Annotated in this window: 15 protein-coding genes and 5 tRNA genes; 19 read left to right on the top strand and 1 reads right to left on the bottom strand. The window is 53.8% G+C overall.

All coding sequences use genetic code 11. The features are described 5' to 3' along the window. The first annotated feature begins 2 nt into the window (after positions 1-2). The 19 genes from odhB to ACN28Q_RS05455 all read left to right on the top strand — a co-directional run bounded on the left by odhB (position 3) and on the right by ACN28Q_RS05455 (position 14,051). The gene (odhB, locus tag ACN28Q_RS05545; RefSeq protein WP_095845429.1) at positions 3-1,232 is read left to right on the top strand and encodes a 2-oxoglutarate dehydrogenase complex dihydrolipoyllysine-residue succinyltransferase; all 1,230 of its coding nucleotides are present in this window, start codon (positions 3-5) and stop codon (positions 1,230-1,232) included. Between the two features lie 226 nt (positions 1,233-1,458). After that, complete coding sequence (gene sucC, locus ACN28Q_RS05540; RefSeq protein ID WP_095845428.1) at positions 1,459-2,625, top strand: ADP-forming succinate--CoA ligase subunit beta; 1,167 nt, start codon at positions 1,459-1,461, stop codon at positions 2,623-2,625. Further along, positions 2,625-3,497, top strand: a complete 873-nt coding sequence (sucD, locus tag ACN28Q_RS05535; protein ID WP_095845427.1) for a succinate--CoA ligase subunit alpha — start codon at positions 2,625-2,627, stop codon at positions 3,495-3,497. Before sucC ends, sucD begins: the two co-directional genes overlap by 1 nt. Before the next feature lie 953 nt (positions 3,498-4,450). Then, positions 4,451-6,019, top strand: a complete 1,569-nt coding sequence (gene cydA / locus ACN28Q_RS05530) for a cytochrome ubiquinol oxidase subunit I (RefSeq protein WP_095845426.1) — start codon at positions 4,451-4,453, stop codon at positions 6,017-6,019. A 14-nt stretch (positions 6,020-6,033) separates the two neighbouring features. Then, a complete protein-coding gene (gene cydB, locus ACN28Q_RS05525) occupies positions 6,034-7,173 on the top strand; it encodes a cytochrome d ubiquinol oxidase subunit II (RefSeq protein ID WP_095845425.1) in 1,140 nt (379 codons plus the stop codon). Between the two features lie 17 nt (positions 7,174-7,190). Beyond that, positions 7,191-7,304: a cytochrome bd-I oxidase subunit CydX gene (cydX, locus tag ACN28Q_RS05520; protein WP_021805265.1), complete on the top strand. Its 114-nt coding sequence runs from the start codon at positions 7,191-7,193 to the stop codon at positions 7,302-7,304. Further along, positions 7,304-7,597: a cyd operon protein YbgE gene (gene ybgE / locus ACN28Q_RS05515; protein ID WP_095845424.1), complete on the top strand. Its 294-nt coding sequence runs from the start codon at positions 7,304-7,306 to the stop codon at positions 7,595-7,597. Before cydX ends, ybgE begins: the two co-directional genes overlap by 1 nt. A gap of 130 nt (positions 7,598-7,727) precedes the next feature. Continuing rightward, positions 7,728-8,132 carry a tol-pal system-associated acyl-CoA thioesterase gene (gene ybgC / locus ACN28Q_RS05510; RefSeq protein WP_095845423.1) on the top strand — a complete coding sequence of 135 codons (405 nt, stop codon included), beginning with the start codon at positions 7,728-7,730 and terminating at the stop codon, positions 8,130-8,132. Positions 8,133-8,137: 5 nt separating this feature from the next. Further along, positions 8,138-8,812 carry a Tol-Pal system protein TolQ gene (gene tolQ / locus ACN28Q_RS05505; RefSeq protein WP_183096480.1) on the top strand — a complete coding sequence of 225 codons (675 nt, stop codon included), beginning with the start codon at positions 8,138-8,140 and terminating at the stop codon, positions 8,810-8,812. A 13-nt stretch (positions 8,813-8,825) separates the two neighbouring features. Further along, on the top strand, positions 8,826-9,248 hold the full coding sequence (gene tolR, locus ACN28Q_RS05500; protein WP_095845421.1) for a colicin uptake protein TolR: 423 nt from the start codon (positions 8,826-8,828) through the stop codon (positions 9,246-9,248). A 78-nt stretch (positions 9,249-9,326) separates the two neighbouring features. Beyond that, positions 9,327-10,556, top strand: coding sequence for a cell envelope integrity protein TolA (gene tolA / locus ACN28Q_RS05495; RefSeq protein WP_095848927.1), 1,230 nt, complete (start codon positions 9,327-9,329; stop codon positions 10,554-10,556). Between the two features lie 133 nt (positions 10,557-10,689). Beyond that, on the top strand, positions 10,690-11,982 hold the full coding sequence (tolB, locus tag ACN28Q_RS05490) for a Tol-Pal system beta propeller repeat protein TolB (protein WP_095845420.1): 1,293 nt from the start codon (positions 10,690-10,692) through the stop codon (positions 11,980-11,982). Positions 11,983-12,026: 44 nt separating this feature from the next. Beyond that, a complete protein-coding gene (pal, locus tag ACN28Q_RS05485) occupies positions 12,027-12,542 on the top strand; it encodes a peptidoglycan-associated lipoprotein Pal (protein ID WP_095845419.1) in 516 nt (171 codons plus the stop codon). A 9-nt stretch (positions 12,543-12,551) separates the two neighbouring features. After that, on the top strand, positions 12,552-13,328 hold the full coding sequence (cpoB, locus tag ACN28Q_RS05480) for a cell division protein CpoB (protein WP_095845418.1): 777 nt from the start codon (positions 12,552-12,554) through the stop codon (positions 13,326-13,328). A gap of 177 nt (positions 13,329-13,505) precedes the next feature. Next, positions 13,506-13,581, top strand: a tRNA-Lys gene (locus ACN28Q_RS05475). Positions 13,582-13,613: 32 nt separating this feature from the next. After that, positions 13,614-13,689, top strand: a tRNA-Val gene (locus tag ACN28Q_RS05470). Positions 13,690-13,696: 7 nt separating this feature from the next. Beyond that, a tRNA-Lys gene (locus tag ACN28Q_RS05465) sits at positions 13,697-13,772 on the top strand. 64 nt (positions 13,773-13,836) lie between these two features. Then, positions 13,837-13,912: transfer RNA gene (locus ACN28Q_RS05460), tRNA-Lys, on the top strand. A gap of 63 nt (positions 13,913-13,975) precedes the next feature. Continuing rightward, positions 13,976-14,051: transfer RNA gene (locus tag ACN28Q_RS05455), tRNA-Lys, on the top strand. Positions 14,052-14,642: 591 nt separating this feature from the next. Here the strand turns inward: ACN28Q_RS05455 and ACN28Q_RS05450 are convergent. Next, complete coding sequence (locus tag ACN28Q_RS05450) at positions 14,643-14,975, bottom strand: hypothetical protein (protein WP_095845417.1); 333 nt, start codon at positions 14,973-14,975, stop codon at positions 14,643-14,645.

Here is a 14,975-nt window from a genome sequence, read left to right as displayed (position 1 = left end):
TAATGAGTAGCGTAGATATTCTGGTTCCTGACCTTCCTGAATCGGTTGCCGATGCTTCGGTTGCCACCTGGCACAAAAAACCGGGCGATAGCGTTCAGCGTGACGAAATCTTGGTTGAGATTGAAACCGACAAAGTGGTGCTGGAAGTGCCGGCCAGCGAAGCGGGCGTGCTTGATGCCATTCTGGAAGATGAAGGCGCCACGGTGACTTCCCGGCAGATCCTCGGCCGCATTCGCCAGGGCGACAACTCCGGCAAGCCGACGGCGGAAAAAAGCCAAAGCAAAGAAGCCACGCCGGCCCAGCGCGCCACCGCCAGCCTGGAAGAAGAGAGCAATGACGCATTAAGCCCGGCGATTCGCCGCCTGATTGCTGAACATGAACTTGATGCCAGCGCCATTAAAGGCAGCGGCGTGGGTGGCCGTATCACCCGTGAAGATGTGGAAGCGCATCTGGCCAACGCGGCGAAGCCCGCTCAGCAGCCTGCCGCTGCGCCGGCGGCCGAAGCGGCGCCTCAGCCCGCGGCGTTGAACGGCCGCAGTGAAAAACGCGTGCCAATGACCCGCCTGCGCAAACGCGTGGCGGAACGCCTGCTGGAGGCCAAAAACAGCACGGCCATGTTGACGACTTTCAATGAAATCAACATGAAGCCGATCATGGATCTGCGTAAACAGTACGGCGAAGCGTTTGAAAAGCGTCACGGCGTGCGCCTGGGCTTCATGTCCTTCTACATCAAGGCGGTGGTTGAAGCATTGAAACGCTATCCGGAAGTGAATGCTTCCATTGATGGCGAAGACGTGGTTTATCACAATTACTTTGATGTCAGCATTGCGGTATCGACGCCGCGCGGCCTGGTGACCCCGGTTCTGCGCGATGTAGATAGCCTCAGCATGGCGGACATTGAGAAAAAAATTAAAGAGCTGGCGGTGAAAGGCCGTGACGGCAAGCTGAAAGTGGAAGAACTGACCGGCGGTAACTTCACCATCACCAACGGCGGCGTGTTCGGTTCACTGATGTCGACACCTATCATCAACCCGCCGCAAAGCGCCATTTTGGGGATGCACGCGATCAAGGATCGGCCGATGGCGGTAAACGGCCAGGTGGTGATCCTGCCGATGATGTATCTGGCTCTCTCTTACGATCACCGGCTGATCGACGGGCGTGAGTCCGTGGGTTATTTGGTGGCGGTCAAAGAGATGCTGGAAGATCCGACTCGCCTGCTGCTGGACGTCTAGTACCAGGCCATTGCCGCCCTGCGCTGTGCTGCCGGGCGGCTATTTGACGCAGCATAAGGTGTGCTTGGCCGTGTGTGCTGGTCTATGATGGCAGCCATACCCGAATACGGCGGGGAGACACATGGCGCGCGGTATCGTGCCTTCACGGTACTCTGTGGCCGATAAGTCATGCGGTTTTCGCAATCGTGGCCCGGCTAAAACTTTCAGACAGAACGGATTGAATATCATGAACTTACACGAATATCAGGCAAAACAGCTGTTTGCTCGGTATGGCTTGCCGGCTCCCGCCGGTTACGCCTGCACGACGCCGCGTGAAGCAGAAGAAGCCGCTTCCAAAATCGGCAGTGGTCCATGGGTGGTCAAATGCCAGGTGCATGCGGGCGGCCGTGGTAAATCGGGCGGCGTCAAGGTAGTGAACAGTAAGGAAGAGATTCGTGCTTTTGCTGAACAATGGCTGGGCAAACGCCTGGTGACCTACCAGACGGATGAGCTGGGCCAGCCGGTTAACCAGATCCTGGTTGAAGCGGCCACCGACATCGACAAGGAACTGTATCTGGGCGCAGTGGTGGATCGCAGTAGCCGCCGCGTGGTCTTCATGGCCTCTACTGAAGGCGGTGTGGAAATCGAGAAGGTTGCCGAGCACACCCCTGAATTGATCCACAAGATGAGTATCGATCCGCTGACCGGGCCACAGCCTTATCAGGGCCGCGAGCTGGCATTCAAGCTGGGGCTGTCGGGGAAACAGGTTAGCCAGTTCAGCAAAATTTTCATGGGATTGGCGAAGTTGTTCCTGGAACGCGATCTGGCGCTGGTTGAAATCAACCCGCTGGTGATCACCAAACAGGGCGATTTAATCTGCCTGGACGGCAAGTTGGGCGTTGACGGCAATGCGCTGTTCCGCCAGCCGGAACTGCGCGAGATGCATGATATCTCGCAGGAAGATGAGCGCGAATCCCGTGCGTCCCAGTGGGAACTGAACTATGTCGCCCTGGACGGAAACATCGGCTGTATGGTGAACGGCGCCGGGCTGGCGATGGGCACCATGGACATTGTCAAATTGCACGGCGGTGAGCCGGCCAACTTCCTTGACGTGGGCGGCGGCGCAACCAAAGAACGCGTGACCGAGGCGTTTAAAATCATCCTGTCTGACGACAAGGTGAAGGCGGTTCTGGTGAATATTTTTGGTGGTATCGTGCGCTGCGATCTGATCGCCGACGGTATCATTGGTGCGGTGGCCGAGGTGGGCGTGAATGTCCCTGTAGTGGTGCGCTTGGAAGGTAACAATGCCGAATTGGGCGCCAAAAAACTGGCGGACAGCGGTTTGAACATCATTGCTGCGACCAGCCTGACAGATGCGGCTCAGCAAGTTGTTGCGGCAGTGGAGGGGGAATAATGTCCATTTTAATTGATAAGAACACCAAAGTAATTTGCCAGGGCTTTACCGGTAGCCAGGGCACCTTCCACTCCGAACAGGCCATTGCCTACGGCACGAAAATGGTCGGCGGCGTGACGCCGGGCAAAGGCGGCACCACCCATTTGGGGCTGCCGGTATTCAATACCGTACGCGAAGCGGTAGAAGCCACGGGCGCTACGGCATCGGTAATTTACGTGCCGGCCCCGTTCTGCAAAGATTCTATCCTGGAAGCGATTGATGCCGGTATCAAGCTGATTATCACCATTACGGAAGGCATCCCGACGCTGGATATGCTGACCGTTAAAGTGAAGCTGGACGAGGCCGGTGTGCGGATGATCGGCCCGAACTGCCCGGGCGTGATCACCCCAGGCGAATGTAAAATCGGTATTATGCCGGGCCATATTCACCTGCCGGGCAAAGTAGGTATTGTTTCCCGCTCCGGTACTCTGACCTATGAAGCGGTGAAACAAACCACCGATGTGGGTTTGGGGCAGTCCACCTGCGTTGGCATCGGCGGCGATCCTATCCCAGGCTCCAATTTCATCGATATCCTGAAACTGTTCCAGGAAGATCCGCAAACTGAAGCCATTGTGATGATCGGTGAAATCGGCGGCAGCGCGGAAGAAGAAGCCGCGGCGTACATCAAGGCGCACGTGACCAAGCCTGTGGTTGGCTATATCGCCGGCGTCACCGCGCCTAAGGGCAAACGTATGGGCCACGCGGGCGCGATCATAGCCGGCGGTAAAGGCACTGCGGATGAAAAATTCGCGGCGCTGGAAGCGGCAGGGGTGAAAACCGTACGCAGCCTGGCTGATATTGGCGATGCCATCAAAACCGTATTGGGCAACTGAGCCATAGCGTAATCTGGTAATAACTTATGTGTTGTAGGCCACCCACTGGGTGGCTTCTTTTTTTGGGTGCAGTTTAGCAGCGCAGATGGTTTTTTTATGAGAGAGGGACGTTTTTTGCTAACACGCCGTTTTTACCCTGCGAGTCGCCGTAATGTATTTCCGTAACGCAGTTAATTAAAATGACTCTAAATGTTATTTTTTTATTTCTTTTTACGTTTATTAATCGTGATTGCATCTCAACGCTGGTTTATTAATAGCTAAATTATCACGCAGGCGTTTGCCGTGTCTGGCGCGTAAGGGCGTCGTCGCGCGGTTGAGCACCGGGCATGGCGTGAAGGGAAAAGCATTCTCTCGGCGGCAGAAAAAACGGCTATGATTAATGTAGTAAATCGATTTTGTGATGTAAGTCACTATGTTCGATATATGGGAATAAATGGTTAATATATTTCGTGTCATAAGTAGGTGAAAATAAAAACACCCATCTTTTATGCTACATTAAATTAACATAATGAACATGATGGAAAAACAATTAACTCATTGATTAACATGTCATAAGAAAATTATGCGAAATAGTGTGATGAATCTGGAAATAAAAGCGATATAGGCTTAAATTGTTCCAGATCAAATTAAGCCTGAGCACCTCTTTTGGCTGTCTTTTGACCTATAGCCAAAAGTCTAACCCACGTCACGTAAAAACCTATTTATTGTGTGGGATTGGGCGAGTATCATCCATTCTGTATTCAGGCATGGGCGATCTTGTTGTATTTGTTACCCGCTGTCGGTTTTCAGTGTTGTGCTTTGTGTCTGTTGTGATGCGCGGGCCTGAGCATGTTGTTGAAAGCGGAGAGGCTGGATCAATTTGTTGTGTTTTTAGGGCATTCACTGCGGGGCGTTAGCGGCACTATGCCGGTAACCGCAAGTCGGAGTCTTCCTGCGAGGAGCAAGGAGTCAAGATGTTTGATATTGTCGAGCTGTCGCGCTTACAGTTTGCGTTAACGGCGATGTACCATTTCTTATTTGTTCCACTAACGCTCGGTATGGCGTTTCTGTTGGCAATTATGGAAACGGTATATGTGCTGTCAGGCAAACAAATCTATAAAGATATGACCAAATTCTGGGGCAAGCTGTTTGCAATCAACTTTGCCCTGGGTGTGGCCACCGGTTTGACCATGGAGTTCCAGTTCGGGACCAACTGGTCTTACTTCTCTCACTACGTCGGTGACATCTTCGGGGCCCCGTTGGCTATCGAAGGTCTGATGGCGTTCTTCCTTGAATCGACGCTGGTCGGCCTGTTCTTCTTCGGCTGGGATCGTCTGAGCAAGGTGCAGCACATGGCGGTAACCTGGTTTGTGGCCCTCGGCTCCAACCTTTCCGCTTTGTGGATCCTGGTCGCTAACGGCTGGATGCAGAACCCTATCGCCTCTGACTTCAACTTCGAAACCATGCGTATGGAGATGGTGAGCTTCTCCGAACTGGTTTTGAACCCGGTTGCGCAGGTGAAGTTTGTGCATACCGTCGCTGCCGGTTACACCACCGGTGCGATGTTCGTGTTGGGCATCAGCGCTTACTACCTGCTGAAAGGCCGTGATGTGGCGTTCGCCAAACGCTCCTTCGCCATCGCCGCCAGCTTCGGTATGGCCGCCGTACTGTCCGTTATCGTGCTGGGTGATGAGTCCGGTTATGAAATGGGCGACGTGCAGAAAACCAAACTGGCAGCGATCGAAGCCGAGTGGGAAACCCAACCGGCGCCGGCGGCCTTTACCCTGTTCGGTATCCCGAACCAGGATAAACAGGAAAACGCATACGCGATCCAAATCCCTTATGCGCTGGGCCTGATCGCGACCCGCTCCACCAATACCCAGGTTACCGGCCTGAAAGATTTGATGGCGCAGCATGAATTGCGTATCCGTAACGGTATGACCGCTTACCACCTGCTGGAAGAACTGCGCGCTGGCAATACCGATCCGAACGTGCGTGCCGAATTCAACAAGACCAAGCAGGATCTGGGCTATGGCATGTTGCTTAAACGCTATACGCCGAACGTGACCGATGCCACGGAAGCGCAGATTGCTCAGGCAACCAAAGATTCCATCCCACGCGTGGCGCCGCTGTACTTTGCTTTCCGTATCATGGTGGCCTGTGGCGTGCTGATGCTGATCATTATCGGCCTGTCTTTCCTGAGCGTTGTGCGTGGCCGTATCGGCCAGAAAAAATGGCTGCTGCGTGCTGCGTTGTTTGGTATTCCGTTACCGTGGATTGCAGTGGAAGCCGGCTGGTTCGTGGCTGAATATGGCCGCCAGCCTTGGGCGATCGGTGAGGTGCTGCCGACGGCCGTTGCCAACTCGTCACTGACGGCGGGCGATATCCTGTTCTCCATGGGGCTGATTTGCGGTTTGTATACTCTGTTCCTGGTGGCTGAGCTGTATCTGATGTTTAAATTCGCGCGCCTGGGCCCTAGCAGCCTGAAAACCGGCCGTTACCATTTTGAACAATCGACTGCCGCCTTGCAGGAAGCACGTTAAACAGGAGTCCACGTATGTTTGACTATGAAGTACTACGATTTATCTGGTGGATACTGGTTGGCGTGCTGCTGATCGGTTTCGCTATCACCGACGGTTTTGATATGGGCGTCGGCATTTTGGTGCGCCTGATCGGGAAAACCGATACCGAACGCCGTGTGATGATCAACGCTATCGCCCCGCACTGGGACGGTAACCAGGTTTGGTTGATCACCGCCGGTGGCGCGCTGTTTGCTGCCTGGCCAATGGTCTACGCCGCGGCCTTCTCCGGCTTTTACGTGGCGATGATCCTGGTGCTGGCTTCGTTGTTCTTCCGCCCGGTCGGTTTTGACTACCGCTCCAAGCTGGAAAACAGCCGCTGGCGCAATATGTGGGACTGGGGCATCTTCATCGGCTCATTCGTGCCGGCCTTGGTATTCGGCGTGGCCTTCGGTAACCTGCTGCAGGGCGTGCCGTTCCACGTGGATGAGTATCTGCGCCTGTTCTATACCGGTAACTTCTTCCAACTGCTGAATCCGTTTGGCCTGTTGGCCGGTATCGTCAGCCTGACCATGCTGATTACTCAAGGGGCGACCTATCTGCAGATGCGCACCACCGGTGAGATTCACCTGCGTTCCCGTACTGCGGCACAGTTGGCAACGCTGATCATGGCGATCTGCTTCCTGTTGGCCGGTGTCTGGTTGGTGAAAGGCATTGATGGCTATGTGATCACCTCTGCGCTGAACACGATGGCGGAGTCTAACCCGCTGCGTAAAGAGGTGGCCCATCAGGCTGGTGCTTGGCTGATCAACTACAACAAATATCCGCTGCTGTGGGCATTGCCGGCGCTGGGTGTGGTACTGCCACTGTTTACCATCCTGTTCTCCCGGTTGGAAAAAGGCGCGCTGGCATTTGTGACGTCGTCATTGACCATCGCCTGTGTGATCCTGACGGCGGGTATCACCATGTTCCCGTTCGTGATGCCTTCCAGCACCAACCCGAACGTTAGCCTGACCATGTGGGACGCCACTTCCAGCCTGCTGACCCTGCAGGTGATGACCGTTGTGGCCGCGATCTTCGTGCCCATCGTTTTGGCGTACACCAGTTGGGCGTACTACAAAATGTTCGGGCGTCTGGATAAGAACTATATCGAAAGCAACAAGCACTCGTTGTACTAAGGAAAAGGAGCTAAACCATGTGGTATTTTGCCTGGATTCTCGGAACGCTTCTTGCCTGCGCCTTCGGCATCATCACGGCGCTGGCGCTTGAGCACAGCGAAGATTCAAAAGCGCAGCAAGACGGCAAGTAATGGGTTCGTTAGCCGATAAGCTGTACGCGATTACCGATAAGGGCCCGGTTCGGGCCCTCTCATTGGTGCTGGCGTTGGTGGTTGCGGGGTGTGTGTTCTGGGATCCTTCTCGGTTTGCCGCACGCACCAGCGCGTTTGAAGTGTGGCAGGGTATTTTGCTGATTTGGGCCGTTTGCGCCGGGGTGGTTCATGGCTTTGGTTTCCGCCCGCAACGCGCATTCTGGCGTGCATTTTTCGCGCCACTTCCGGCAATTGTGATCCTCATCGCGGGATTACTTTACGTAACTTTATAATCTGTTCGAAATACCTGAGTTATGGGCCATTCTGGCCCATAATTATTTGCATTCCCCCTCTGGTACCCCATTCCAAACCCGATCTCTCTTGCGTATAGTAGCAGCGTTAATTGCATTGCTGGGAAGTAGAGTGAGTAATATGTTGTTCCGATGGCCGGTGCGTGTCTACTTTGAAGATACCGATGCCGGTGGCGTGGTGTATCACGCTCGCTATGTCGCCTTTTTTGAAAGAGCGCGCACTGAAATGTTGCGTCAGCATAACTTTCATCAGCAGCAACTGCTCAGTGAACACGTCGCTTTTATGGTCCGGCGTATAACGGTGGAGTACCTGCATCCTGCACGCCTTGATGAGCTGCTGGAAGTGCAGAGTGAAATCACCCAGATACGCGGGGCTTCTCTCACGTTTGCTCAACGCATTGTCAATTCTGACGGTACTCTTTTGAGTCAGGCCGATGTGTTGATTGCATGCATTGATCCACACCAAATGAAGCCGGTAGCGCTTCCTAAGTCTATTGTCGCGGAGTTTAAGCAGTGACTGAGATGAATATCCTAGATTTATTCTTGAAGGCGAGCCTGCTGGTTAAGCTTATCATGCTGGTTTTGATAGGCTTTTCCGTAGTCTCCTGGGCGATTATCATCCAGCGTACCCGTATTCTGAATGCGGCGACGCGCGACGCCGAAGCCTTTGAAGACAAGTTCTGGTCCGGTATTGAGCTTTCACGCCTGTATCAGGAAAGCCAGGCGCGCCGTGACAGCCTGACAGGTACTGAACAGATTTTTTATGCCGGCTTTAAAGAGTTTGCCCGCTTGCACCGCGCCAATAACCACGCGCCGGATGCGGTGATTGAGGGTGCTTCACGCGCGATGCGTATTTCGCTCAATCGTGAACTGGAAAGCCTGGAAAACCACATCCCCTTCCTGGGCACGGTCGGCTCCATCAGCCCGTATATCGGTCTGTTTGGTACCGTATGGGGGATCATGCATGCCTTTATCGCCTTGGGCGCTGTGAAGCAGGCAACGCTGCAGATGGTTGCGCCCGGTATCGCCGAAGCGCTGATCGCCACCGCGATCGGTCTGTTCGCTGCGATCCCGGCGGTCATGGCGTATAACCGCCTCAACCTGCGGGTTAACAAGCTTGAGCAGAATTACGACAACTTTATGGAAGAGTTTACCGCCATTCTGTACCGTCAGGCCTTCTCCAGCAGCAGCAAATAAGTAGGAGGATAGCATGGCGCGTAGACGTGGCCGTCGTGAGCTGAAGTCTGAAATCAACATTGTTCCGCTGTTGGATGTGTTGCTGGTGTTGCTGCTGATCTTTATGGCAACCGCACCTATCATCACCCAGAGTGTGGAGGTCGATCTGCCGGATGCCACTGATTCCAAAACGGTATCCAGCGATGATAATCCGCCGGTTATCCTGGAGGTTTCAGGCGTTGGTCAATACACCATGGTGGTTGACCATAACCGTATGGAGCTATTACCGCCTGAGCAGGTGGCAGCGGAGGCCAAATCACGCTTGGCGGCGAACCCGAAGACGGTCTTCTTGATCGGCGGGGCGAAGGAAGTGCCTTATGATGAGATCATCAAGGCATTAAATATCCTGCACCAGGCGGGCGTGGCTTCGGTTGGGTTGATGACTCAACCTATCTAGCCGCCTGGCGAGTGGCACCCGGTTCCTGCGTAACTGATGCGGGAACCCCGTTTAGGCACCAGTTTTTGGGACTCTATTTTGGTAAAACCAACTGAGCAAAACGATAAGCTGAACCGCGCCGTTATTGTTTCGGTGGTTCTGCACTTCGTATTGATTGCCCTGTTGATCTGGGGCTCGCTGCATGAAAATGCCGAAATGAGCGCTGGCGGCGGCGGTGACGGCACCGCTATCGGCGCCGTGATGGTTGATCCGGGGGCGGTGGTCGAGCAGTACAATCGCCAGCAGCAGCAGAACAATGATGCGCAGCGTGCGGAGAAACAGCGCCAGAAGAAGGCGGAACAGCAGGCTGAAGAGCTGCAGCAGAAGCAGGCGGCAGAGCAGCAGCGCCTGAAAGCGCTGGAGCAAGAGCGCCTGGCGGCGCAGGAAAAGGCCGCCCAGGAAAAAGCGGCCCAGGCAGAGCAGCAGAAGCAGGCGGCGGAGCAACAACAGCAGGCCGCCGAGCAGCAGAAAGCGGCGGAAGCCGCCGCGGCGAAGGCCAAACAACAGCAAAAGGCGGCGGAAGAAGCCGCGGCTAAAGCAAAAGCCGAAGCGGATAAAATCGCCCAGGCGCAGGCCGAGGCACAGAAAAAGGCCGAGGCGGAAGCCAAGAAAGAAGCTGCGGCCGCCGCAGCGGCCAAGAAGCAGGCGGAAGAGGCGAAGAAAGCCGCTGCCGCAGCAGCAGAGCAAAAAGCCGCAGAAGCCGCTGAGAAAAAAGCGGCCGCTGACGCAGAGAAGAAAGCCGCCGCAGAAGCCGAGAAGAAGGCTGCCGCCGAGGCAGAGAAGAAAGCTGCCGCCGCTGAGAAGGCTGCGGCAGCCAAGAAAGCCGCAGCGGATGCCAAGAAGAAAGCCGCGGCAGAGGCGGCGAAGCAGTCTTCAGACGTCGACGATCTGTTTGGTGGTTTGGCTGATGGCAAGAATGCACCGAAGGGTGGCGGCGCCACTCAGAAAGGCGACGGTAAACCGGCCGGCCAGGGCAATGCGAAAACGGCGGGCGCCAGTGGGGCGGATATTAGTGGTTATATGGGGCAGATTACCGCAGCTATTGAGAACAAGTTTTATGATCCAAGTTCGTTTTCGGGTAAAACATGCGACTTACGTATTAAATTGGCACCAGATGGCCTGTTGATCAGTGTACAGCCTGCGGGTGGGGATCCTGCACTGTGTCAGGCGGCCGTGGCCGCAGCGAAACAGGCTAATATTCCCAAGCCGCCAAGCGATGCGGTTTATCAGCACTTTAAGAATTCGACCCTTGAATTCAAACCGCGATAACGGTTGATTAACTGAGTAATACCGCAGGGATGTACTAAGGTAACCAACAGGGATTATGTAGTGTTGTGTGTGTTGGTTTGTTAAAATTCTGCTAATTTATCGCAGGCAATCCTGTCTGGATAAGGGAGATGAGATGAAGCAGGCATTTCGAGTAGCGCTAGGTTTTTTAATACTGTGGGCCTCCGTGCTGCACGCGGAAGTTCGCATTGAAATCACCCAAGGGGTCGACTCCGCTCGCCCGATTGGCGTGGTGCCGTTTAAATGGGCGGGCCCAGGTACGCCGCCGGAAGATATCGGCAAAATTGTGGGTGCCGATCTGCGCAACAGTGGCAAATTCAACCCGATTGACGCCGCGCGCATGCCGCAGCAACCGTCCACGGCGTCTGAAGTGACCCCTGCGGCCTGGACGGCGTTGGGGATTGACGCTGTGGTTGTCGGGCAGATCCAGCCTGGTGCTGACGGCAGCTATCTGGTGTCTTACCAACTGGTCGACACTTCTGGCGCGCCGGGCACGGTATTGGCGCAAAATCAGTATAAGGTAACCAAGCAATGGTTGCGTTATGCTGCGCATACCGCCAGCGATGAAGTGTTTGAGAAACTGACAGGCATCAAGGGCGCATTCCGCACCCGCATCGCCTATGTGGTTCAAACCAACGGCGGCAAGTTCCCGTATGAACTGCGCGTAGCGGATTACGACGGCTTCAACCAGTTTGTGGTGCACCGTTCGCCGGAACCGCTGATGTCGCCAGCCTGGTCGCCAGACGGCAGCAAGCTGGCCTATGTGACCTTTGAAAGCGGCCGTTCAGCGTTGGTTGTCCAGACGCTGTCCAGCAGTGCGGTTCGCCAGATTGCCTCGTTCCCGCGCCACAACGGTGCGCCGGCGTTCTCGCCGGACGGTAGCCGCCTGGCCTTTGCGCTGTCTAAATCCGGTAGCCTGAATCTGTACGTAATGAACCTGGGTTCCGGGCAAATTACTCAGGTGACCGATGGCCGCAGCAACAATACGGAGCCAACCTGGTTCCCGGATAGCCAGTCGCTGGCATACACTTCCGATCAGGGCGGGCGTCCGCAGATTTATAAAATTAGTGCAAATGGCGGTGCTCCACAGCGCCTGACCTGGGAAGGTTCTCAGAATCAGGACTCTGAAGTTAGCGCCGACGGTAAATTCCTGGTGATGGTGAGCTCCAACAATGGGGTTCAGCATATCGCCAAACAGGATCTGGGTTCGGGCGCCGTTCAAGTTTTAACGGATACCTTCCTGGACGAAACGCCAAGTATCGCACCTAACGGCACCATGGTGATCTATAGCTCGACGCAAGGTATGGGCTCTGTGCTGCAATTGGTTTCGACCGACGGGCGTTTCAAAGCGCGTCTTCCGGCAACTGATGGACAGGTAAAATTTCCTGCCTGGTCGCCGTATCTGTGATGCATGTGTAAATATGTATGGCAAACTCTAAAAGGAACAAAGAAATGCAACTGAACAAAGTGCTGAAAGGGCTTCTGCTGGCACTGCCAGTTCTGGCTGTAGCAGCTTGTAGTTCTAACAAAAGCGCTAACAATGACCAATCAGGCATGGGCGCTGGCGCCGGCACTGGTATGGAAAGCGGTAGCAGCAACCTGTCTTCCGAAGAACAAGCTCGTCTGCAGATGCAAGAACTGCAGAAGAACAACATTGTTTACTTCGGCCTGGACAAGTATGACATCACTTCTGAGTTCTCTCAGATGCTGGATGCGCACGCGGCTTTCCTGCGTAACAACCCATCCTACAAAGTGACCGTTGAAGGCCACGCGGATGAGCGCGGTACGCCGGAATACAACATCGCCCTGGGCGAACGCCGTGCTAACGCCGTGAAAATGTACCTGCAAGGTAAAGGCGTTTCTGCTGATCAGATCTCTATCGTTTCTTACGGTAAAGAAAAACCAGCAGTACTGGGCCACGACGAAGCGGCTTATGCTAAAAACCGTCGTGCCGTTCTGGTTTACTAAGAGAATCGCATGAACAGTAACTTCAGACGTCATTTTTTGGGTCTGTCGTTACTGGTTGGCGTAGCGGCTCCATGGGCCGCTACTGCCCAAGCGCCAATCAGTAATGTCGGCTCCGGCTCGGTTGAAGACCGCGTCACCTCACTTGAGCGTATTACCAATGCTCAAGGCCAGCTTTTAAACCAACTTCAGCAGCAAGCCTCCGATAACCAGCGTGATATCGATACCCTGCGCGGGCAGATTCAAGAAAGCCAGTACCAATTGAATCAGGTTGTTGAACGCCAGAAGCAGATCTACCAGCAAATTGACAGCCTTAGCCAAGGGGGCGCACAGGCTCCTGCCGCTTCGGCGGGCGCAGGTGCCGCTGCGGCTAATGCGGATTCCGCGAGTTCGGGCGCACAGGCCCCGGCCAGCACGGGCGATGCGAACAGCGATTACAACGCCGCTGTGTCGCTGGCGCTGGAAAAAAAACAGTATGACCAGGCGATCACGGCCTTTCAGTCCTTCGTAAAACAGTATCCGCAGTCTACCTACCAGCCCAACGCCAACTATTGGCTGGGGCAGTTGTTTTACAACAAGGGTAAAAAAGACGATGCGGCCTACTATTTTGCTGTGGTGGTGAAGAACTACGCCAAATCACCGAAAGCGCCAGATGCCATGTATAAAGTTGGGATTATCATGCAGGAAAAAGGGCAGGCCGATAAGGCCAGGGCCGTTTTCCAACAGGTGGTAAAACAGTATCCAACCAGCGATGCGGCCAAACAGGCAAAAAAACGCATCGCCAGTTAAATCAGTAAAAATGAGCCCGGATATTGGCCTTTTTGGCCGATTTCTGGGCTCATTCGTGTGAAGAACAAGCAGTTGAACCGGTGTTAATGAAATTTAGGTTGCGCTGCCAAGATAAATTAGTAATATATGCCGCCGTTGCCAAGACATCTTGCAAGATGTTAAAGCAGCAGGGAAATTGGGTCGTTAGCTCAGTTGGTAGAGCAGTTGACTTTTAATCAATTGGTCGCAGGTTCGAATCCTGCACGACCCACCAATTTCCTGGTAATAGCAGTAACCATATTTAGTGGGTGATTAGCTCAGTTGGTAGAGCATCTCCTTTACACGGAGGGGGTCGGCGGTTCGAGCCCGTCATCACCCACCACTGTTATGGGTCGTTAGCTCAGTTGGTAGAGCAGTTGACTTTTAATCAATTGGTCGCAGGTTCGAATCCTGCACGACCCACCATTTAGTGTTTTGATAATACAGCCCTCCGTTCTGTATTCATCGTTCGGCAGTAAACCACATCAGTGGGTCGTTAGCTCAGTTGGTAGAGCAGTTGACTTTTAATCAATTGGTCGCAGGTTCGAATCCTGCACGACCCACCATCTGGTTTTTGATAATACAGTTCTCCATTCTGTATTCACCGTTCAGCAGTAAACCATATCAATGGGTCGTTAGCTCAGTTGGTAGAGCAGTTGACTTTTAATCAATTGGTCGCAGGTTCGAATCCTGCACGACCCACCAATGTAAAAAAGCGCCCTAAAGGCGCTTTTTTGCTATGCACCGAACTTAATGATTCGAACCTCGTGAGGCGACGGCCCGAAGGGCGAGCAAAGCGAGTTATCCTGCACGACCTGCCAACAAACCTTCCTGGGGTGCCCTATAGGCCCGGAGAAGTAAGAAAACCACATCCCTATCAACAGTGATAAGGCTAGCCGTTTCCCGATGACGCACCTGCTGCTGTAATGGCAGATCTAACGCTCGTACGCCACTCAAGAGGGTATCACAGGGCTATAGAAAAACGGCTCTGGACGCTCTCAATGGCGCATATGACGATGAAACGGGCTCTTTGTTACCATACCGGCGTTGGCCGTATATTCCTGACCACTTCGTCTATAGCGGTGTACCGGCGGCGGTAAGTATCAAGGGAGTTGGTATCCCTGGTTTCTTCTCTGCTGATGGGCCAGCCAGTGCTTCCTCCTGAAACTGTTCATGTGCGGTGCCTGCCGGATTTTTATCGCTAAAGCCATTACAGTGAAGCCACAGATCTCTGGCTGATACGCTGTTAATCGTATAATGGCTATCTAAAGCCAGACGAAAAGCCAAAGAGCCCCATCATTTAGATAACTTTTCCCAGAAATGGAAATATTGTTGAGACTGAAGATTCTCCTCCCATTGCTGGCCATAGGCTTGTTTAGCAATGGGCGCTAACTTATAAAAAACATCGGTAATAAAGAGCTGAATATTGCGTGTGGATATATCTATCTGCCGTTCTGATAAGCCGCTGGCTGGATTTCCATTAAGATCCCAAGATTCGGCATGAACAGTGCCGTCGATACTCATATACTCCCCGAGTAAACATACAGCATGAGTATTATCAATGCTGATGATTTTTGCCACGGTGCCTGAATTGGTCATACATTCGACGGGATGTAGTGGAATTAACAT

Origin of the sequence: Gibbsiella quercinecans (assembly GCF_002291425.1) — a bacterium.
Classification (GTDB): domain Bacteria; phylum Pseudomonadota; class Gammaproteobacteria; order Enterobacterales; family Enterobacteriaceae; genus Gibbsiella; species Gibbsiella quercinecans.
This window is presented reverse-complemented; position numbering and strand designations above follow the sequence as displayed.